General features: G+C 43.1%; 24 protein-coding genes and 1 other RNA gene. 7 read left to right on the plus strand and 18 right to left on the minus strand.

Annotated features, from left to right (window positions below; translation table 11 throughout):
- Positions 1-47: 47 nt before the first annotated feature.
- Genes eda through NST56_RS12375 form a run of 3 tightly spaced genes read right to left on the minus strand, consistent with a single transcriptional unit; the run spans position 48 to position 2,669 of the window.
- Positions 48-638, minus strand: a complete 591-nt coding sequence (gene eda, locus NST56_RS12365; RefSeq protein ID WP_339176921.1) for a bifunctional 4-hydroxy-2-oxoglutarate aldolase/2-dehydro-3-deoxy-phosphogluconate aldolase — start codon at positions 636-638, stop codon at positions 48-50.
- Positions 639-640: 2 nt separating this feature from the next.
- Positions 641-1,615, minus strand: a complete 975-nt coding sequence (kdgK, locus tag NST56_RS12370; protein ID WP_010334682.1) for a 2-dehydro-3-deoxygluconokinase — start codon at positions 1,613-1,615, stop codon at positions 641-643.
- A 34-nt stretch (positions 1,616-1,649) separates the two neighbouring features.
- Positions 1,650-2,669: a LacI family DNA-binding transcriptional regulator gene (locus tag NST56_RS12375; RefSeq protein WP_168748097.1), complete on the minus strand. Its 1,020-nt coding sequence runs from the start codon at positions 2,667-2,669 to the stop codon at positions 1,650-1,652.
- A gap of 223 nt (positions 2,670-2,892) precedes the next feature.
- Between NST56_RS12375 and kduI the strand changes: the two genes are divergently transcribed.
- Together kduI and kduD are read left to right on the plus strand one after the other, a co-directional pair.
- Entirely contained in the window at positions 2,893-3,720 is an 828-nt protein-coding gene (gene kduI, locus NST56_RS12380; RefSeq protein WP_188323080.1) for a 5-dehydro-4-deoxy-D-glucuronate isomerase, read from the plus strand.
- Between the two features lies 1 nt (position 3,721).
- Positions 3,722-4,486 carry a 2-dehydro-3-deoxy-D-gluconate 5-dehydrogenase KduD gene (gene kduD / locus NST56_RS12385; RefSeq protein WP_339176923.1) on the plus strand — a complete coding sequence of 255 codons (765 nt, stop codon included), beginning with the start codon at positions 3,722-3,724 and terminating at the stop codon, positions 4,484-4,486.
- Positions 4,487-4,531: 45 nt separating this feature from the next.
- Here the strand turns inward: kduD and NST56_RS12390 are convergent, their stop codons facing one another.
- Together NST56_RS12390 and NST56_RS12395 are read right to left on the minus strand one after the other, a co-directional pair.
- The gene (locus NST56_RS12390) at positions 4,532-6,457 is read right to left on the minus strand and encodes an ATP-dependent DNA helicase (RefSeq protein WP_339176925.1); all 1,926 of its coding nucleotides are present in this window, start codon (positions 6,455-6,457) and stop codon (positions 4,532-4,534) included.
- Positions 6,458-6,559: 102 nt separating this feature from the next.
- A complete protein-coding gene (locus NST56_RS12395; protein ID WP_026014731.1) occupies positions 6,560-6,757 on the minus strand; it encodes a hypothetical protein in 198 nt (65 codons plus the stop codon).
- 161 nt (positions 6,758-6,918) lie between these two features.
- On the opposite strand from NST56_RS12395, the gene NST56_RS12400 reads away from it, so the two are divergent.
- On the plus strand, positions 6,919-7,071 hold the full coding sequence (locus NST56_RS12400) for a YpzG family protein (RefSeq protein WP_003153548.1): 153 nt from the start codon (positions 6,919-6,921) through the stop codon (positions 7,069-7,071).
- A gap of 51 nt (positions 7,072-7,122) precedes the next feature.
- Here the strand turns inward: NST56_RS12400 and NST56_RS12405 are convergent, their stop codons facing one another.
- The 9 genes from NST56_RS12405 to NST56_RS12445 form a co-directional block, all read right to left on the minus strand.
- Complete coding sequence (locus NST56_RS12405) at positions 7,123-8,280, minus strand: class I SAM-dependent RNA methyltransferase (protein WP_168748100.1); 1,158 nt, start codon at positions 8,278-8,280, stop codon at positions 7,123-7,125.
- 96 nt (positions 8,281-8,376) lie between these two features.
- Positions 8,377-8,758: RNase P RNA component class B (gene rnpB, locus NST56_RS12410), an RNA gene on the minus strand.
- 66 nt (positions 8,759-8,824) lie between these two features.
- On the minus strand, positions 8,825-9,121 hold the full coding sequence (gene gpsB, locus NST56_RS12415) for a cell division regulator GpsB (RefSeq protein WP_010334692.1): 297 nt from the start codon (positions 9,119-9,121) through the stop codon (positions 8,825-8,827).
- A 78-nt stretch (positions 9,122-9,199) separates the two neighbouring features.
- A complete protein-coding gene (locus tag NST56_RS12420) occupies positions 9,200-9,745 on the minus strand; it encodes a DUF1273 domain-containing protein (RefSeq protein WP_326330185.1) in 546 nt (181 codons plus the stop codon).
- An 87-nt stretch (positions 9,746-9,832) separates the two neighbouring features.
- Positions 9,833-10,060 carry a spore coat protein CotD gene (gene cotD, locus NST56_RS12425; RefSeq protein WP_010334694.1) on the minus strand — a complete coding sequence of 76 codons (228 nt, stop codon included), beginning with the start codon at positions 10,058-10,060 and terminating at the stop codon, positions 9,833-9,835.
- 84 nt (positions 10,061-10,144) lie between these two features.
- The gene (locus tag NST56_RS12430; RefSeq protein WP_003230707.1) at positions 10,145-10,273 is read right to left on the minus strand and encodes a hypothetical protein; all 129 of its coding nucleotides are present in this window, start codon (positions 10,271-10,273) and stop codon (positions 10,145-10,147) included.
- Positions 10,274-10,373: 100 nt separating this feature from the next.
- Entirely contained in the window at positions 10,374-11,615 is a 1,242-nt protein-coding gene (locus tag NST56_RS12435) for a ribonuclease H-like domain-containing protein (protein WP_168748102.1), read from the minus strand.
- 16 nt (positions 11,616-11,631) lie between these two features.
- Positions 11,632-13,881 (minus strand): ATP-dependent helicase MrfA, encoded by a 2,250-nt coding sequence (gene mrfA, locus NST56_RS12440; protein WP_168748103.1) that lies wholly within the window; start codon positions 13,879-13,881, stop codon positions 11,632-11,634.
- Between the two features lie 104 nt (positions 13,882-13,985).
- Positions 13,986-14,492 carry a PTS glucose transporter subunit IIA gene (locus NST56_RS12445; RefSeq protein WP_029441333.1) on the minus strand — a complete coding sequence of 169 codons (507 nt, stop codon included), beginning with the start codon at positions 14,490-14,492 and terminating at the stop codon, positions 13,986-13,988.
- Positions 14,493-14,628: 136 nt separating this feature from the next.
- Between NST56_RS12445 and NST56_RS12450 the strand changes: the two genes are divergently transcribed.
- On the plus strand, positions 14,629-15,048 hold the full coding sequence (locus NST56_RS12450) for an Hsp20/alpha crystallin family protein (protein ID WP_168748104.1): 420 nt from the start codon (positions 14,629-14,631) through the stop codon (positions 15,046-15,048).
- A gap of 21 nt (positions 15,049-15,069) precedes the next feature.
- On the opposite strand, the gene NST56_RS12455 is transcribed toward NST56_RS12450, so the two are convergent.
- The gene (locus tag NST56_RS12455) at positions 15,070-15,444 is read right to left on the minus strand and encodes a YppG family protein (RefSeq protein ID WP_168748105.1); all 375 of its coding nucleotides are present in this window, start codon (positions 15,442-15,444) and stop codon (positions 15,070-15,072) included.
- A gap of 187 nt (positions 15,445-15,631) precedes the next feature.
- Here NST56_RS12455 and NST56_RS12460 point away from each other — a divergent pair, with 187 nt between their 5' ends.
- Positions 15,632-15,820 carry a YppF family protein gene (locus tag NST56_RS12460; protein ID WP_010334700.1) on the plus strand — a complete coding sequence of 63 codons (189 nt, stop codon included), beginning with the start codon at positions 15,632-15,634 and terminating at the stop codon, positions 15,818-15,820.
- A gap of 35 nt (positions 15,821-15,855) precedes the next feature.
- Here the strand turns inward: NST56_RS12460 and NST56_RS12465 are convergent, their stop codons facing one another.
- On the minus strand, positions 15,856-16,227 hold the full coding sequence (locus NST56_RS12465) for a YppE family protein (RefSeq protein WP_026014732.1): 372 nt from the start codon (positions 16,225-16,227) through the stop codon (positions 15,856-15,858).
- A gap of 45 nt (positions 16,228-16,272) precedes the next feature.
- Positions 16,273-16,518: a DUF5446 family protein gene (locus tag NST56_RS12470; protein WP_168748106.1), complete on the minus strand. Its 246-nt coding sequence runs from the start codon at positions 16,516-16,518 to the stop codon at positions 16,273-16,275.
- Between the two features lie 198 nt (positions 16,519-16,716).
- Between NST56_RS12470 and sspM the strand changes: the two genes are divergently transcribed.
- Entirely contained in the window at positions 16,717-16,821 is a 105-nt protein-coding gene (sspM, locus tag NST56_RS12475) for an acid-soluble spore protein SspM (RefSeq protein ID WP_010334703.1), read from the plus strand.
- A gap of 25 nt (positions 16,822-16,846) precedes the next feature.
- Here sspM and NST56_RS12480 read toward each other — a convergent pair whose 3' ends face one another.
- Positions 16,847-17,809 carry a DUF2515 domain-containing protein gene (locus tag NST56_RS12480; RefSeq protein ID WP_168748107.1) on the minus strand — a complete coding sequence of 321 codons (963 nt, stop codon included), beginning with the start codon at positions 17,807-17,809 and terminating at the stop codon, positions 16,847-16,849.
- Positions 17,810-17,849: 40 nt separating this feature from the next.
- On the opposite strand from NST56_RS12480, the gene recU reads away from it, so the two are divergent.
- On the plus strand, positions 17,850-18,470 hold the full coding sequence (gene recU, locus NST56_RS12485) for a Holliday junction resolvase RecU (RefSeq protein ID WP_010334705.1): 621 nt from the start codon (positions 17,850-17,852) through the stop codon (positions 18,468-18,470).
- The last annotated feature ends 10 nt before the right edge of the window (positions 18,471-18,480 follow it).

Here is an 18,480-nt window from a genome sequence, read left to right on the forward strand (position 1 = left end):
ATATTCTCCCATCCTCCGGTTATGGAAAAACAATACCCCTTATGTGGCTACACTTGGAAAACAGCCTGTAAATCCTCTTTTGAACAGCTTTCCAGCTGGCTTCCGACTCCGACGGCACCAGCTCCTGCCTTGAGCCATTCCGGAACCTCAGACGGATGGATTCCGCCAGTCGGTATAAAAGTAACCTGAGGAAAAGGGCCCGCTAAATTTTTCATGAAAGGGATGCCGAATACACCGCTTGGAAACAGCTTTAATGTAGTAAATCCGCATGTCAGCGCTTCCATAATTTCGCTCGGTGTCAGTACGCCAGGGATATAATGCGTCTTCACAAACGATAGGTGTTCAGCAAGATCTGTTGAAAAACCCGGACTGACAATAAATTGTGCTCCTGCTTTCGCAGCTTCTCCCGCCTGCTGCGCAGTGATGACCGTGCCCGCTCCGATTAAGACATCCTCCCGATTTCTGTAGGACTCAATAATAGCAGAAGCTCCAGGTGTCGTATAAGTGACTTCAATTGCTCGAATCCCTTTATTTATTAAACTCTCAATCTGCTGACAGGCCTGCTGTTTATCCTTTGAACGAATGACTGCAATCAGCCTGGCTTCTTTCAGACGGTTTTCTACTCCATTGGACTCCATATTTAACAATCCCCTTTCTTATGGTGAACCGTTCTTTGAGCAGATAAAAATGCGGCTAGTTTTTCCCTTGTCGGCAAACCGTCCATGTCCCCCGGTGCCTGAACTTGCAATGCGCCGATCGCATTCCCCCTTTGCACTGCATCCTTGTACGGCAAGCCATCAAGAATTCCACTGATGACGCCGACAGCAAATCCGTCTCCGGCACCGACTGTGTCAACGACCTGATCAACCCGGCACCCCTCTGTATATCCTTCACTTTCCTTTGATCTAAAGTAAGCGCCTTCTTTTCCAAGTTTAACAGCGACAAAGCTTACACCTTTTTCAAGATAAAAATCCGCAATGCCTTCAGGCGTTTTTTCGCCAGTCAATAGCTCTCCCTCTGCGATTCCAGGGAGGAACCAATCCGAAAGCCCCGCCAAATCATTAATCGTATGTGCCATTGTTGCTTGATCAGGCCAAAGAGCAGGTCTTAGGTTAGGATCTAATGAGATGGTTTTTCCAGCCTGTTTCATGTCTTTCATTACATAATAGGTGAAGTCTTTCATATCGGCAGACAAAGCCGGGGGTATACCCGTAACATGCAGATGGCCAGCGCTTTGAAAATAGTCTCTTGGGTATTCACCAGCTGTTAAAGTGCTTGCAGCTGAGTTTTTCCTGTAATACGTTACCTCAGGATCGCCTTCTTTCACTTTGGACTTCAGCAGCAGCCCCGTTGGATTTCCATCCTGAGACCGGATCACGCGAGACACATCCACTCCCTCTTTTTTCAGCTCCTGAAGAATAAATGTTCCGAGCTGATCATTGCCGACTTTGCTCATCCAGCCCATTTGGAAGCCAAGTCTGGCCAGACCGCAAGCCACATTGCTTTCTGCCCCGGCCAGCCCTTTTGAGAATGTGGAAGCTTCATGAAGGCCTCCATACTCATTTGCATAAAACATGGCCATCGATTCGCCGAAAGTAACTGCATCAAGCTTCATTTCCCAACCTCCCCTTCGTTGAGGGCACCTTGGATTAAAGTGACTTTCTCATGATGACTTTTGCCTCTAATTCGATGGTTTGAGGCGCTCCCTCGTCACCTTCAATCCTTTTTAATACGCGTTCCATCGCCGTCTTGCCCATATCATGTGACGGCTGGGCGATCGTTGTAATGCCCGGGCCGATGAGTTTATACCATTCCGTATCATCGAATCCGGCAATCCCTGTATCTTGGGGAATGCGCAGCCCTATTTCTTCCATACAGCTGATAATCTTTAGCATAATCAAGCCATTTAAAGCAAGAATCGCTTTTCTTTGCTCAGGCATCTCGTTGATAAAAGAGCGTAGCGCCTTCTCAAGCTGCTTCTTGTCTTTGACATCAATTTCATACATTCGCTTGATTCCATCCACATTTCGCACCGCGGCAATCTCCTGATAAACAGCTGCTCTCTCCGCCCGGGGGCTGATGGATGCAATCGGTTCGGTAAACAGCGCGACATCTGTGTACCCTTTGCTGTAAATCTGCTGGAGGATCTCTTCAGTTATCCTTCTGTTGTCAGTCGTTACGGTATCCAATTTTAGATCCGGCAATTTGCGGTCAATTAATACTGTCGGAACCTGATGTTCGGCAAAGGAATATAAAATATCCTTGTTTTCCCCCGTTGCATTTAAAATCAGCCCTTCTACAGAATGCGCTTCGAGCTTTAGCAGCATTTCCCGTTCTTTTTCAGGACTGTTATCAGTGTTGCACACCATGATGCTGTAGCCATATTGATCACAAACCTCTTCAACTCCCCTAAATGCTGCGACTGAAAAGGGATTTGTAATGTCGGCTACAACAAATCCGATTAATTTGCTTTTTTTTATTTTCAAACCTTGTGCCATCTTACTCGGCCGATAATTCAATTCAGCGATTGCTTTTTTTATGTTTTTTACCTTTTCAGGAGAAATCGCGTCGATTTTCCCGTTGATATAACGAGAAACGGTTGATTTTGATACTCCTGCAAATTCAGCTACGTCTTTGATGGTGATATGGCCTGTTGTTTTCTTTTTCATTCAAGTGCTCCTGTATCGTCTTATAATTTGAAACCGATTTCAAAACCGTTACAACACAAGAATACCATATTTTAAAAAATTGAAAAGTATTTTTTTAATAATGTGCTTATTCATAAAATTTACGTTGACTCTTTTCTCTATTTATCCTAAAATTTTCTTTGAAACCGTTACCAAAATATTTTCATTCAAGTGATGCTGAAATCCTAACCAAGGGGGAAATCCAATGGAAAATCGTTATTCTGTACACCCTGAACAAGTAAAACGCTTTACAACCGAGGAGCTTCGCAGTCATTTTTTAATGGACACGTTATTTACGGAAAATAAGCTGACCATGTATTACTCCCATGAAGACCGCGTTGTGATTGGCGGTGCAGCACCCGGACAGAGCGAACTGAAGCTTGATGCCGGAGACTTTCTTAAAACTGACTTTTTTCTGGAACGGCGAGAAATCGGTATTATTAACGTCGGCCAGCCTGGTGCGGTGAAAGTCGGCGATGATGAATATGTGCTTCAAACAAAGGATTTTCTATATATCGGGATGGGCAATCGGGATGTAGCATTTAAAAGCCTGAACGGAGAAACAGCAAAGTTTTACTTCGTCTCCTCGGGCGCGCATCAAAGCTATCCGACGCAAAAAGCCGCTCTTTCTGAACTGACCCCGGACCGGCTCGGCGACGCAGCAGCATCAAATGTAAGAAGCCTGTACAAAGTCATCCATCAAGATGGCATTCAAAGCTGTCAGCTGATGATGGGAATCACAATGCTAGACGAAAACAATAACTGGAACACCATGCCGGCACACGTTCATGATCGCCGGATGGAGGCTTATCTCTATCTTGATCTTGAGAAGGATTCAAAGGTTTTTCACTTCATGGGTCAGCCGGATGAAACACGCCACCTTGTTGTCGGAAATGACCAGGCTGTCCTTTCTCCTGCCTGGTCCATTCATTCTGGCGCAGGAACATCTAACTACAGTTTTGTGTGGGCAATGGCTGGTGAAAACTACACATTTACGGACATGGATCTTGTGCCGATGGATGGGCTGAAATAAGATGAGTTATCTGCAAGAGGCATTTTCATTAGAAGGAAAAACGGCACTGGTAACAGGACCGGGTACGGGAATCGGCCAAGGAATCGCCAAAGCGCTGGCAGGCGCCGGTGCTGATATTATCGGCACATCACATAAAAGCAGCCTCTCAGAAACACAGCAGCTTGTAGAACAAGAAGGCCGCACATTCACTTCCTTTACATTGGATATGAGCAAGCCTGATGTAATAAAGGATACAGCGGCTGAACTGTTTGAAACACAGCAAATCGACATCCTTGTCAATAACGCCGGCATTATCCACCGGGAAAAAGCGGACACTTTCGCTGAAGAGAATTGGCATAACGTGCTGAATGTGAACCTAAACAGCTTGTTTATCCTGACACAGCTTGCCGGCAAACACATGCTGAAAAGAGGCCATGGGAAGGTTATCAATATTGCCTCTCTCCTCTCTTTTCAAGGCGGTATTCTTGTTCCGGCCTATACAGCAAGCAAGCATGCCGTTGCTGGTTTAACAAAATCGTTTGCAAATGAATGGGCCGCATCCGGCGTACAAGTTAACGCGATAGCGCCTGGCTATATATCCACTGCCAATACACAGCCTATCCGGGATGATGAAAAGCGAAATGAAGACATTTTAAAAAGGATTCCAGCCGGCCGCTGGGGCAAAGCTGATGATATCGGCGGGACGGCTGTTTTTCTGGCGTCTCGCGCATCTGATTATATCAATGGACATATTTTAGCAGTAGACGGCGGCTGGCTTGCCCGCTGACCAAAAGAAAAAGCTGATGATCATAGATCATCAGCTTTTTCGCGATTACATCATATTCGGTTCAACAGGTAAAACCTTTTTCACCTCATCAATGATGCGTTCATTTTCTCCGCCCGCATAAATATGAATCGAGCCGCTGTCTTGATTTGAGCGAATCAGACGGCCAATCCCCTGTCGCACGCGCAACAGCATATACGGAAGGTCAACCTCTTCAAATGGGTCTTTTCTCGCGCTATTGCGTTTTGCCGTAAATACAGGGTCATGAGGCGGAAACGGCAATGACCAGATCGTGACATTCTTCAGTGCGTCACCAGGAATATCAAGCCCTTCCCATAGGTGAACTGAACATAAAACCGTTTCCTCTTCTCCTTGGAATTTTTCTACTAAGCTGCTGATTTCCTCGTCGCCTTCAAAGTAAATCGGATACGGCAATTCCCAAGCAGCTGCGAGCTCTTTAAACTCGTTTAATTCCTCAAAAGACGGGAAGAGCACTAGCGTTCTGCCTTTATAGTGCTTAATTGTCTCTATTGTTTGAGCTGTTTTTTGTTCAGCGCTCATTTCTGTTTTCCCATAAAGGGTAACAGTCATTTGTTCGTCATAATCATAAGGAGAATCAACCGTTAACGATAAGTAATCGTGAATTCCCAGACTGTCCGCAATGTAGTCAAACGAACCGCCTTCTGACAGCGTTGCAGAAGAAAAGATATACGGAATTTTCTTTGAAAACACTTTCTCGCCAAGCACTTCTGCTACTGTTCTCGGCATCACGACAAAAGTGGATTCCGCTTCCTTTTGCTCCAGCCAGCTGATCGCATCCTTTTGATATAAAGATAGTGAATACGCCATTTGCTCTACATATTCCTCAACGACTGACAGCTCGTATTGATCAATGGTGTACATTTCTGACTCAAATACGAGTGCTTCACCAATTTTATCAAGCAAACGGCACAGCTCGTCCGCCGCTTTTTTGACACGCTGATCATTCTTTATTTCCAAACGGTGCGACCCGACCACTTCTCTTGATTCTTCAGAAAGAACATAGAAAAACTCGTCGTTTGCAGCAAGTGCATCTTCTATCAATTCAGCAAATTCTTCTCTAATGTCATTTTGAAGCAAACGTTCTAAAAATAATTCGAGAGTTGATTGCTTGACTCTGTAGGTTAACGCTTTTTGCGCGGCAAACTCTAACAGATGCCCTTCATCAAATACAACCGCACTATGATCAGGCAGCAGCGGCAGCTGTCCCTCCCGCTTGCGCGATTCTTCCGTCCATACATGTTCCATATAGAAATCATGTGAACAAATGATCAAGTCTGTTGACTTGCGATAATAATCTCTTGATAGCGTCAAGCCGCATCTATGTCTCATATCACATGTCAGGCAATCTTGAAACGAGTCGTAGCTTACTTGCGACCATTCTTCATTTGAAAGGTTCGCGTATTGCTTTCGGTCGCCATACGGATAGAACCGCTGCATGGCCTGTGACTCATGGACAAATGACGGTAAAGCTTCATAAAGATCAAGCCACTTTTCATCATCAGATCGCTGCATTGTTTTTTCAAGCTTTTTCAAGCATAGATACTGCTCATGTGATTTCGATAGCCTTGTATCAATCTTTAGATCCAAATGTTCAGCCAGTTTCGAAATGTCTCCCTCTTTTTTCACGAGCTGTTCGATTAACGTTTCATCAGCACAAGCAATAATGGCCGGTTTTCCGACATATCTTGCATAGCTGATCGCAAAAAGAAGGTAAACAAGTGTTTTCCCCGTTCCAACTCCGGCTTCGGCAAACATGACTTTTTTCTCTTTAAACGCCCGTTCCAGCTGAAAAGCCATGAACACCTGCTCATCTCGAAGATCAAACCCTTTTTCGGGAAGAATATCGTAAAACACGTCACCAATCCAATTGTTCAATTCTTCATAAAAATTCTTTGTTTTCGTTAAAGAAAAAGGCAAACGTGATGTTGTCACCCAGTTCCAACCCCCAACTATTCGGCATTCAGACCATCAATATTATCATTTCCCGCTGCTGAATACAATAAAAAAACTTGGCAGTGCCAAGCTTTTTGTGAATTACTTTCGGTTGATCACATGCGAGGATAAAAAAGGATGGTCTGTTGAATGAATATGTTCTACCGCTTTTTCTAAATTATTTTGCGCATGTGAAATCACAGACGGAGACGCATCATCAGCTCTGCTGAGCTCCTTCAGCTCGTTTGCGGTTGCGTCAAGCGCCCTTTGAATGAGATTAAAATGTTCGCTGTTCAGCATGAGATCACCTCTAATTGAAATAATCATCATTGTATGCGAACTTTTCGTTTTATATACATGCTTTCCGCATGTTATCACTGAAATGTGCACAAACTACAACTGATACTCCGTCATGGACTATCCGTCTTATCAACAATATTCTATCAGGGAGTGATGTTGACATGAGTTATAAAGACCGATTAGATCAGCATTCTGAACTGTTTCATCACAATTGGACGCGGCCAAAACGTTCTAAGTCTCAAGTAAACGGTCACACCGAAATGTCCCAAACCAACATTATATTAAGAAGTAACGCGAAAGCGCACCGTTGGTAACGATAGAATATGGCTGAAAGATGAAAGAAGACGCTTCAGAGCGTCTTCTTTTTATGCGTGTTCCGTTTTTTTACGCTGAGGTCTCACTTTAGACCAATACTGATAGTAATCCGTTTTAATAAATCCATTAAAGAGCTTTCGTTTCTTCGTCGCTTTTCTTCCATATGCTTCCTCAAAATTTTCATTTGAAGTCAGCATATACACAGACCACGTATCAAGCGGTTCGAACGCCTGTCCCATTTCTTTGTACATCTGCTCCACAGCTTTTTTCTCTCCGAGACGCTCTCCGTACGGCGGGTTTCCGACAATCACGCCAAACTCAAGTTTTGTAGTGAAGTCCTTTACCTGCAATTGTTTAAATTCGATTAATTCGCTCAGTCCCGCTTCCTCCGCATTTTCTTTTGCAATTTGCACCATGCGATGATCTACGTCACTGGCGAAAATCGTAAGCGGCTGATCATAGTTTGCCTTTTCTTCGACTTCAAGCCGTGCTTTGTCCCACAGATCTTTACCGATCCACTCCCAATCCTCTGAGACAAAATCGCGGTTAAATCCTGGGGCAATATTTTGGCCGATTAATGCCGCTTCAATCGCGATCGTTCCGGAACCGCAAAAAGGATCGACAAATGGACGGTCCGGAGTCCAATTTGTTAATTGCACCAAAGCGGCAGCAAGCGTTTCTTTAATGGGCGCGCCTCCCTGATCCACGCGGTATCCTCGTTTGTGGAGGCCTGTCCCTGACGTATCAAGTGTAATAACCGCCTGATCCTTCAATAAAGAAATTTCCACTTTATATTCGGCGCCTGTTTCTTCGATCCAGTCATTGGCTTTGCCGGACTGCAGCTTGAGCTTTTCAACAATCGCTTTTTTGACAATCCGCTGACAGTCGGGAACGCTTGCAAGTGTTGATTTAACGGATTTACCGATGACAGGGAATTTCCCGTTCTCCGGTATAAATGAGCGCCAATTAACCGCTTTCGTTTTTTCAAACAGCTCATCAAATGTTTTCGCTTTAAATGTAGCAACTTGAACCTTTACGCGGTCTGCCGTTCTCAGCCAAAGATTCGCACGGCAAATCGCAAGCGCATCACCTTCAAAGATAATTTTTCCGTTATCAACCTTGCATTCATATCCTAAGTCACGAACTTCTTTTGCAACTACAGCTTCAATTCCCATCGGCGCTGTTGCAATTAGTGTATACTTCTTCATCGTATCACCCTGTCTTTTAAAACTTTTCTCATCAAGATAAAAGCTCTCCTTAGACGGGAGAGCTTGATTTCATCATTTAATTTAAGTGATCTAACGTTCTGTAAGCCATGTTTTGTTCCGTCGTACTGCAATCGGCTCATCACCTCGTACTCAGGCGGCAATCATCTATCTACAGAAAGCATTCTGTCCTTCTCTCCGTTGAATTCCGTCAAGAAGGTTCCCCTACCAAAATTTGGGTTTCTCGCTCGAGGGGTTTACCGCGTTCCACTCTCACCATTTCTAGTGAGACTTCGTCACTGTGGCACTTTCAAGGATACTCAGCCATATCCAAAGGACGTAGGCTTTTTTCCTGCCGTCAGCCTATCAAGGCTGCCCTAGCTTATGACTTCGCTAGGCACGAACACTACGGGCATCTCAGCACCGTGCGAGCATGGACTTTCCTCTACAGATTCAAGATCTGCAGCGATTACCCGAACGTTAAGAACATGAATTATTATATAACAACTGATTGGGATTTACAAGCGCCATTTATTACTAGCGCAGATCAATCATAAAGCTTGCTGCCAAAAACATGCTTTTCTAAGTTAGACAGCCGTTTTAAGATATCAAAGTTCGTTGTGTTTGATTGCACTGGCTGTTTTTTGCTGGCTTCTTCAAGCTGTTTTTTCAGCTGCAGATTTTCCTGTTGCAGTTCTTCAATTTCTTGATGGAAGGTTTCATAATCCTTAATGATCATATCTAAAAATTTGTCAACGTCTTCTTGTTTGTAACCTCTAACGCCTGTTTTAAATTCTTTTTCTAAAATGTCTTTCGCAGAAAGCTTTACTTTATCAGCAAGCATCTTTTTCACCTCGTATCGTGAATCATCATCTTATATTTTTTCAGAAATCTGTACGATTGTCAAATTTCTCTTTCTTTGTTATGAATAGCTGTCTTCCTCTACTGTCACTCTCAGATCATCCATGGTGATAAAGTAGATCGGATAGCCATCCTGTTCGCGTCTTTTTTCAGCTGTCTCAAGCATATACTTTGGGGAACCATCCATTTCCGGGTCATATAAAAGCATAAGCGCGTCAGACTTATCAATGAAGAACTGATTTTTTTGTTTAAATTGGAGCGGGCTTTCATAAGGACGGTGAGTCAGGCTTGCCTCGTAGTCCGCCTGGGCCAGAACAGCTTCATACAGTTCCTTATTCGGCTCTTTCCAGTTCTTTTCCTGCTCGTAAAATGGTGTGATAACAGCAACCTTTAAGTCAGGATATTCTTCCTGCAAATCATATGCAGCTTCGGCCGACCAGAGTTCCGTTCCAAGCTGCCCTGAAATTAAAATCCATTCTAATCCTTCATCCAAAAAGGCAATCAGCCGGTTCTTAATGGCTTTTTTTATGTAATACAGCGCCTTGTCATCCTGTTTAAATATCCCCAGTTCAAACGGTTTATATCCTGTTATTGCTAATACCTTCATCATTTCACCTGCTTTAAAAAATGGGGCTCCCATTGGGCCCCATTTGATGTGCTGCGTTGTTACACCATCAAGCTGCACGTTTTCATACTAGTAGTCGCAGCAAGGTTTTCCTGCTTGAAAATGCTGATGCGTAGCCGGATCAACATTTGAGAAAGTGTGTGGAAAGTAGTGAACATGCTGGAAATGCTGGTGATTTACGTTTGTTGTGTGCTGTGGGTGAATGTGCGGCACGATTGTATTTGAAAACGTATGGTGTTCACAGCAATGAGTAGGATGGACAATCGGCGCCATCATGTGCGGTCTGCAGTGATGCATAATTTTAATCCCCTTTCCATAAACTTTATTACAATACTAAGCTATGAAAAATAGGGGGTACATGTTCTGATGCAAAGACCTATTTTAAAAGTGTGCGATTAAGCTGTCTTTAAAGTTTGAAAATACGAAAGCAATCAAAAAAACAACGACGAAGAACAAATAAAAAACTCCCTTATACATACCAACTCTCCCTTTAAAAATAACTAACGTCATTTTACAGGATTCGCCGGTATTCTACAACAAAATCGTTGTGAATCCAGCAAAAAAATTTCATGGCGAAAGAAGTCGTCTTTTGCGCTTTCCCGGGGAATATTTAAGAGGAATATTTCCTCTTCAGACGGGCAATTCTCACACGCAGATTTTCCGTTTCTTTTTCTGATAAGAACGCCTCATCGGCAAGTAATTGTTCAGCTGTATGTAAAGCTTTCCCGAATTCCTTTTTCTTATGCTCAAAATATTTCGCAAGCTCTATCGCTGAAGTGTACCTGCATTTTTGGTGCTGAGAATGGGATAGTTTCTCCCAAAGCAGTACTGCGTCTTCTAGGCGGTTTTGTTTTTTGTACAGCAATGATAAGTCCAAAAGGGCTCTGTCTTTATTTTCAAATGACTTTTCTTTAAGTCTCTCAAGCTGATTGACTGCTTGGTCTGTTTCCTTATGGGCCATAAACCATTTGGCCATTGCGTAAGCTTCATCATGCTCTTTTGGCGCATCAGAAGCGGAAAGAATTTTCTTTGACATATGAATGTACAGTGAAATTAATGACAGCACATCCATTTCATTATGGTGCAGCACACCCTTTAAAAGATCCGGTTCCTGTGCCTTAATAAAATGAAAGTACAGCATCGGCGCCAAATAGCCCGGGGTGTCTTCTTTTCTGCTTACGCCGAGTTCTTCTTTTTCAACTGAGCCAAGCGACACGCGTTCCATTTTGTGCTTCCACAAACGCCTTGCCCCATGCAAGAGGTCAAAATGCCCGAATTCCGGAAGCTTCGGGAGCCTGTCACGAATCAACGTATGCCTTGTTTTTACCTGCGGCCAATCAAAAGCTTTTCCGTTGTAGGTTACAAGTGACGTAATATCAACCTCGCTTAAAAAGCTCTGATACAAGGCGACTTCATTCCCCGGTTTCGGCAGAAGATGCTGTTTGACCGCCACTCGATCTTTATATACCCTTGCATGGCCGAGCAAAAAAATCGTATTGCCGGCTCCCCCGCCAAGACCTGTTGTTTCTGTATCAAAGAAAAAGAGGCTATTGTTTTCATATCCTTTTGCAGATAATGTATGCGAGAGGCTGCTTTTGTTCCATAGCGCGATGACTTCATCCAGCTCGGAAAAACAGTAATGTCCGTGCCGATGGGAGAGCGGATATTCCACTTCCCTGATCAGACAGTATTCATCCTCAAAGAAGAAAGGCTTCACACCATAAGCCTCCCACTCTTTAAGAAACGGTATATCAGAGCGAATGTCTGAAGTCCCATTCTCTTCTATCTTGTGTTCTGCTTCCTCCAGCACCATATGCTTTTTCATACGCTGGAGTTTTCCTTTTAACGACATGCCTAACCTCCTTTCCTTATGATATTTGATCCAACAGCTGCAAAATTCGTTCCTTGGCTTTTATTCCTTCTATTTCAGTACCTATACAAGACGGACAGCCATCATGACAAGGACATTGTTTTATCAGCCGCTTAGCCGCTTCATTAATGTCAGCAAACCGTTTAAAGACTTCCTCTGCCAAGCCGATTCCGCCCGGATAATGGTCATACAAAAATACCGTTGGCAAACCGGTATGGGCAGCTTTGATTTGCGAAACGACATGGACATCATTTCGGTCACACATAATATACACAGGGACAATATGCTGCAAAACATTTGATATGCCGAGAAGCAGCTGTTCGAGTGTCTTTTCTCCAATGTCTTCATCAATGGTTTTGATTTCAAGCCAAGCCGCACTCGTGTGCAGTTCTTCTTCCGGTAAATGAATAGGGCCTGAACCGATATTTTCAAAAGTAGTCATCTTAATCTTTTTAAAAATAGTCGGTAAAGCATTTACCGTAACATCGCCGTAATGTAAAGATGTACGGCCCCTCTCTTTTGTTTTGTCAATTTCCAGCACCTTCAGCTGGACTGCCAGATTGGCATCTGTGTAATACTCCACATCAACTCTTCTGACATAAGCTTTTTTATGATCCCAATCAAGCTTTTCCACTTGGAATTGCACGCCTTCATGCAAATAGATCGCTTCATCATGAAGAAGTGTCATCGCACTAAACCGGTCCATTTCACCGATGATTCTCACATTCGCAATATCCGTCTGATCGACAATGACCACATTTTCTTGTGAAGCCGAACGCAGACTGATATTTGAAGCAGGAAACGATTCGTTTGCCCAGTGATAACGTTCCCCATTGCGGTGCAGAACACCTTCTTCCTGAAGGTACTCGAGAATATCACTGACATCCAGCGGCCCGAACTCTTCATCAGCTTTGAAAGGAAGCTCATAAGAAGCGCATTTTAAATGATCAACTAAAATAATTAGATTCTCCGGGTTGATTCTTGCCGATTCCGGCGAACGGTCAAAAAAGTATTCAGGATGGCGCACAATATACTGGTCAATCGGCGTTGAATTAGCCACCATAACAATCAAGGACTCACCGTGTCTTCTGCCGGCTCTACCCGCCTGCTGCCACGCACTTGCCACACTTCCGGGATAACCGGTCATGATACAGACCTGCAACTGACCGATATCAACCCCGAGCTCCAGCGCATTTGTGCTGACTACCCCAAGAATTTCACCTTCTCGCAGCCCTCTTTCGATTTCTCTTCGTTCTTTTGGAAGATATCCTCCCCGATAGCCTCTGATTGACTTTGCCCCGATCTTTTTTTTCACCAGTTCCTGAATATGGCTTAAAATAATCTCCACCCGCACTCTGCTTCTGGCAAATACAATGGTCTGCACTTTGTTCTTCAGGAACTCTTTCGCCAGCTCGTTTACTTCTACAGTTGCGCTTTTTCTGATGTTAAGCGGCTGATTAACAATTGGCGGATTATAAAATACAAAGTGCTTCCGTCCGCTTGGCGCTCCGTTGTCATCGACCAGCCTCATTGAGTTTCCGGTCAGCTGCTCTCCCAATTCCTTCGGATTCGCGATCGTCGCCGAGGTACAAATAAAGATCGGATCACTACCATAAAACCGGCAGATCCGTTTCAGCCGACGGATTACATTTGCGACATGGCTTCCGAATACACCGCGATACGTGTGTAGCTCGTCTATCACAATATATTTAAGGTTTTCAAACAGACTCACCCATTTTGTATGATGCGGAAGAATGGCCGAGTGGAGCATATCAGGGTTTGTAATCACAATGTGCCCTGCTTTTCTGACTTTTTGTCTGATCGCTGGAGATGTGTCTCCGTCATATGTAAAACTTTTAATATCAATGCCCATCTCATCAATGATTTCATTGAGCTCACTTTTTTGATCCTGGGCCAGCGCTTTAGTAGGAAATAAATATAATGCCCGATTTGTATCGTCCTCGGCGATAGATTGCAGGACAGGCAGGTTGTAGCATAATGTTTTTCCGGATGCCGTAGGCGTTACAGTTACAATACTTTCACCTTTTTGTACAAATTGAAAAGCGGAATATTGGTGGGTATATAAGGCATCAATTCCCCTTTTAGCAAGGGCTGTCTTGATTCTCTCATCTATACGTTCAGGCATCGGTGTTGTCCTTGCTTCACGAGGCTCAATTTCATGCCAGTTCACAACGTTTTCATTTCCTTTCAATTCAGAAATGAGTTCAGTCAGTGATTTCTTTTTCATTCTTTACACCTCTTTGTCAAGTACAGTTTACCGAATATTTGTTTGCATGGCTAGGTGCAAATTTTATACAATCGGACAACAAAAAAGCAAGGCATCCGCCCTGCTTATTTCGCTTTTATTGTGAGCAGCTTTGTTTCGCCTTTATGTGCAGCCTTTTCACCTGCAGGCTCTATTGTTTCCACAGCTTCCCCATTCATAATAACGATAGGGATGACTGCGCTGCTCGCTTTCTCTTTTATTAACTCCAAATCACACGTGATGAGCGGGTCGCCGACCTTTACTTTGTCACCTTCTTTAATATGAGCGGTAAATCCTTCTCCGTTCATATTTACGGTTTCTAAACCGACGTGAATTAACAGCTCGATTCCCGAACGTGCCCGGATGCCCACAGCGTGTTTTGTATGAAACAGCTGAATCACTTCACCTTCAACAGGTGAAACAATTTCACCATTAGAGGGTTCAACTGCAATTCCTTCGCCCATCATTTTTTGTGAAAAAACAGGGTCCGGCACATCTGTGAGATCCATTACCGTCCCATCTGCCGGAGAATAGATGACCTCTTCCGTACTTTTTTCCTCTGATTTTCCCATTCCGAATAATTTTTTCAGCAATGTGTTATCTCCCTTCCAATTCATCAACCGTTATCCCTTCATTCACCACCTATTTAACCACACTTTCAATTTGGCTTCAATTTATAACAACATCTGGCACAAACGCATAGTCTGATTAAAAAAGGCGGTGGCTCATTTGGATTTTAAAGATGACGAAAAGAATGAATTGTCTAAGAAAGAAGAAATCATCAATCAAGCAATGGACCATCTGTTTCAATCTTCTGCATCAGGAAATCTTTTACATGGTTTTCAAAACCTGATCGACTCTAGTTTCAAAGATGTACAGACAACGATAGACGTCAGAGAAAGTGATGAGGGTCTGTATGTCGATATCACAATTCCAGCAACGTTTCGAGACGGCGAGATTCTCATCGACATTAAGTCCCGGTACTTCCATGTAACGCTTCAGGAAAAACAGAAGGAGCAAAACGCCTCCACATTAACAAGCATGACAAGAACCGTACAGCTGCCTTACGAAGTGCATCAGGAACAAATGGAAACGTCATGGAGTGAGCAGACAATGACGCTTTTCTTCCCAAAAAATAAGCATGAATGATTTGATTCATTCATGCTTCTCTTATTTAAAAAAGCTGGTAAACCCCTTTATTAATGAGCCAACTTGATTCATGGCACTCATAACTTGGCCTGTTGTATCCATCATTTTATTAAAGTCAAACTGCCCGTTCGCTTTTTTGAATTGTGACATAATACTTTGAACCTGTGAAGGCTGCTGCTGATTCGGTCTTGCGATAGGATAAGGATTAAGAAATACAGGCGGCTGCATAGGCATAGACTGAGGCGGAATATACGGCTGATAAAACTCCTGTTGTCCGTAATGCTGCGGAACGTATGGTTCAGAATGAACAGGCGCATTCTGGTGATAATATCCCTGCATTTGCTGAGGATAATAATAACCCAATTGCCGAGGATTGTTTTGAGGTCTTCTTTTCATTGCGAATTCCCCCTAGACTCAACATATTTCTCTCTTCTATATGTATGAATCATTTCTTTTGTTTGTGTCTGATGCCATTAAGCGTGTTTGTCAAATTGTGTCGAAAGTTTAAATTTTTTAAAAACAGAAAAAAGTCGAATCATTATGATACCATATTTTCAATACAGATGAGAGGGGATGCACCATAATGAACGTATCATACTTAAGCAAACGTTTTGCAGAAATGAAGAAATATGAAACAGACTGTGTGAATAAACTGATGGACTTTGCCAAGTTCCTCTATATTCAAGGACACCTCAATGCAACTGATTTTCGTAACAGTATGAAGGTTCTGGAAGCAAATGGAGCAGAAAGCCCGGCATATGAGCTGAATTAACGTCCGGCCCCCTATAATAAAAATGAAGACAGCCTTTATTGGCTGTCTTCACTTGCAATTTCATCCTTCACTGTCTGCAATGTGTAAACGACTGATTCAGTGATGTCTTTGAATCGCTTTTTATGAATATGATGAACATATGACTGAAGAATCAATTCCAGGAAATTATCCTTTGCAGTCTCTATTTGCTCAGCATGCACGTATTTCGGACGGCGTGCTTTTATAAATTCAAGCGCCCCTTCCGCCCAGTGAGCTGCCAGAGAATCATTTTCCTCGACAGCAGGCTTAATCGTTTCATAAAAATCGTACGAATGGTTATTTTCTTTCCCTTCCTGATAACGTGCAGCACCTTTCTCAGCGGCTTCAATCATCTGTTCGGTAAGTTTCAGCAGTGTTTGTGGTTGCAACATCCTTCACCTCAAAGCTTATCGTACCAAATTTTTCTCATAAATTCAGCCGATGCGATATACCTTGTCCACAGCATACCTCTCTTGAGGAGATCGGTACAGCTCGTTTATGCATATATGAAGATCCATGATTTCTTCTTCCAGAACACTCAAACGTTCGTCCTCCGTTTCACGCATTTCAGCCTCGAATATATCTATAGAACGGCTAAGGCTCTGTTCAGCACAGTTTAATTCAGTTTCTATATCAGAAAGCATTCGGAGAATATCTGTCTTGCTTACGTAACCGGACATTTGTGTTCCTCCCTTTACTCTTCTCTCCCGGTTAAATTCTTTGCTCGTACGGCGCAATCCTTCCGGCATGACAAAACTAGAAGCAAATCGCCAAACAAACAGGTATTCCACGAAAAGCTGAAGTTTTCGACAAAAAGACACGCAAAAATTGTATGATCCTCATGCTTAATGCACACGATACTTGTGAGGAGGTGCCGTATGAAATCCAGACCGAAAAAAGCCGGCCAGCAAAAAAAGACTGAATCAAAAGCAGTTGATTCTTTAGATAAAAAACTAGGCGGCCCGAACCGTCCTTCTACGTAAGAAGCAAGGAAATTCCTTGCTTCTTTTATTTCTTCAGCCAATGCTCCACTGCAAAAAGCGCATGCAGCTGACGTTTTTTGTTTACATACCAGTCAGTCAATTCTATCTGCTGCGGCAATGCCTCACGCGCAAAGAAGCCTTTCTTTATCTTTCCATGAAACCAATCTGTTTTCTTTCCGTCTAATGAGTGAGTTAATTCAGGGTAGCATGTCCTTAGCATAGGAGATGTTCTTTTTGTGATTCCGATCATTTTTTCCATATCAAAACGGGAGCCCGTATGCGGCACTGTGTGCAAAAAGTCATAAAAAGAAGAAAACAGTTCCGGGCTGAAAAGCAATTGTGACAGCTGTTTACCGAGCTTAATCCTCTCTTCGGTGTTAGAAAAACGTTTGGCCGAAACACCGTAAAGAATGCCGTCTGAAGATGGAAAAATAACGGTGTTAAAATGAAACCAGTCACTTAAATAAAAAGGAATCGTGCCAAAAACGTTCTTTTTGAACGAAGGATTTTGTATAATAGGTGTTTGGATAGTGTTTTGTTCATTTATAATGAGAGCATACATGAGCCGCTCCGTGTTTCGTTCATGCCAAAAACGGGTCCACTCTTCTGTCATAAATTGTGATACGCCAAGCAATTGCAGATAGCTGAACAGGGGCTTCCTGATTTTTACAGACCAGTGGTACAAAAGAAGCTGCGGATAGGCATCTGAAAAGATGAGCCAATTCGCTCTCTCATAGGCCAAAAAGAACCACCTTTGCTGTGACTCACGCAGACCAAGCTGAAACAGACTGCCCTTTAAATCAGTCATTGACCAGCCGGCATTGCGTGATACGAAGGAAGCTAAGAGCGACCATTTAATTTCCGGATGACGGTCATAGAATGTCTTATAAGCATTTGTTCTTGAAATATTATCGGCGTTTTTGACTGCCGTCTGCCGCTCAATCCGGCGAAGAAGTTTTCTGATGGCCTGTTGTTCTTGCACGTTCATTCACTTCCGTCACTAATAGTTTAATAAGGAGGATGAGAAAGTGATTCGGTATCCTAACGGAAAAACGTTTCAGCCGAAACATCCGGTTTCATCCCAAAGCAGTCATAAAAGAGCGCCATCTTACAGTAATCGCGGAATGACCCTCGAAGATGACTTAAACGAAACGAATAAGTATTATCTGACAAACCAAATTGCCGTGATACACAAAAAGCCAACACCTGTTCAAATTGTAAATGTCCATTATCCAAAAAGAAGCGCTGCAGTCATAAAAGAAGCCTATTTTAAGCAATCATCGACAACAGATTATAACGGAATTTATAAAGGGCGGTACATTGACTTTGAGGCGAAAGAGACAAAAAACACAACCTCTTTCCCCCTGCAGAATTTTCATGACCATCAAATTGAGCATATGAAGCAGGTAACGGCTCAAGACGGTATTTGTTTTGTTATTATATCCGCTTTCGGCCAGGTTTATTTTTTAGAAGCTGATAGGCTGTTTTATTTCTGGGAAAGAAAAGAAAAAAATGGCAGAAAATCCATTCGAAAAGATGAGTTAGAGGAAGCAGCTTATCCGATTTCTCTTGGATACGCGCCAAGAATTGATTATATTAGTATTATTGAGCAGCTTTATTTTTCGCCATCATCAAGTGCGAAAGGTTGATTAACGAAAG

The organism is Bacillus sp. FSL R5-0560 (genome assembly GCF_037966305.1).
GTDB classification, from domain to species: domain Bacteria; phylum Bacillota; class Bacilli; order Bacillales; family Bacillaceae; genus Bacillus; species Bacillus mojavensis.

Bases quoted from the DNA above. Each gene is read 5' to 3' on its own strand.
- cotD (WP_010334694.1), bottom strand. From the start codon at position 10,060: ATGCATCACTGCAGACCGCACATGATGGCGCCGATTGTCCATCCTACT.
- NST56_RS12460 (WP_010334700.1), top strand. From the start codon at position 15,632: ATGAACGTATCATACTTAAGCAAACGTTTTGCAGAAATGAAGAAATAT.
- NST56_RS12480 (WP_168748107.1), bottom strand. From the start codon at position 17,809: ATGAACGTGCAAGAACAACAGGCCATCAGAAAACTTCTTCGCCGGATT.
- NST56_RS12375 (WP_168748097.1), bottom strand. From the start codon at position 2,669: ATGAAAAAGAAAACAACAGGCCATATCACCATCAAAGACGTAGCTGAA.
- mrfA (WP_168748103.1), bottom strand. From the start codon at position 13,881: ATGAAAAAGAAATCACTGACTGAACTCATTTCTGAATTGAAAGGAAAT.
- kduD (WP_339176923.1), top strand. From the start codon at position 3,722: ATGAGTTATCTGCAAGAGGCATTTTCATTAGAAGGAAAAACGGCACTG.
- NST56_RS12395 (WP_026014731.1), bottom strand. From the start codon at position 6,757: ATGCTGAACAGCGAACATTTTAATCTCATTCAAAGGGCGCTTGACGCA.
- kduI (WP_188323080.1), top strand. From the start codon at position 2,893: ATGGAAAATCGTTATTCTGTACACCCTGAACAAGTAAAACGCTTTACA.
- NST56_RS12435 (WP_168748102.1), bottom strand. From the start codon at position 11,615: ATGTCGTTAAAAGGAAAACTCCAGCGTATGAAAAAGCATATGGTGCTG.
- NST56_RS12455 (WP_168748105.1), bottom strand. From the start codon at position 15,444: ATGAAAAGAAGACCTCAAAACAATCCTCGGCAATTGGGTTATTATTAT.
- eda (WP_339176921.1), bottom strand. From the start codon at position 638: ATGGAGTCCAATGGAGTAGAAAACCGTCTGAAAGAAGCCAGGCTGATT.
- NST56_RS12470 (WP_168748106.1), bottom strand. From the start codon at position 16,518: ATGTCCGGTTACGTAAGCAAGACAGATATTCTCCGAATGCTTTCTGAT.
- gpsB (WP_010334692.1), bottom strand. From the start codon at position 9,121: ATGCTTGCTGATAAAGTAAAGCTTTCTGCGAAAGACATTTTAGAAAAA.
- NST56_RS12405 (WP_168748100.1), bottom strand. From the start codon at position 8,280: ATGAAGAAGTATACACTAATTGCAACAGCGCCGATGGGAATTGAAGCT.
- NST56_RS12420 (WP_326330185.1), bottom strand. From the start codon at position 9,745: ATGAAGGTATTAGCAATAACAGGATATAAACCGTTTGAACTGGGGATA.
- sspM (WP_010334703.1), top strand. From the start codon at position 16,717: ATGAAATCCAGACCGAAAAAAGCCGGCCAGCAAAAAAAGACTGAATCA.
- NST56_RS12400 (WP_003153548.1), top strand. From the start codon at position 6,919: ATGAGTTATAAAGACCGATTAGATCAGCATTCTGAACTGTTTCATCAC.
- kdgK (WP_010334682.1), bottom strand. From the start codon at position 1,615: ATGAAGCTTGATGCAGTTACTTTCGGCGAATCGATGGCCATGTTTTAT.
- NST56_RS12430 (WP_003230707.1), bottom strand. From the start codon at position 10,273: ATGACGTTAGTTATTTTTAAAGGGAGAGTTGGTATGTATAAGGGAGTT.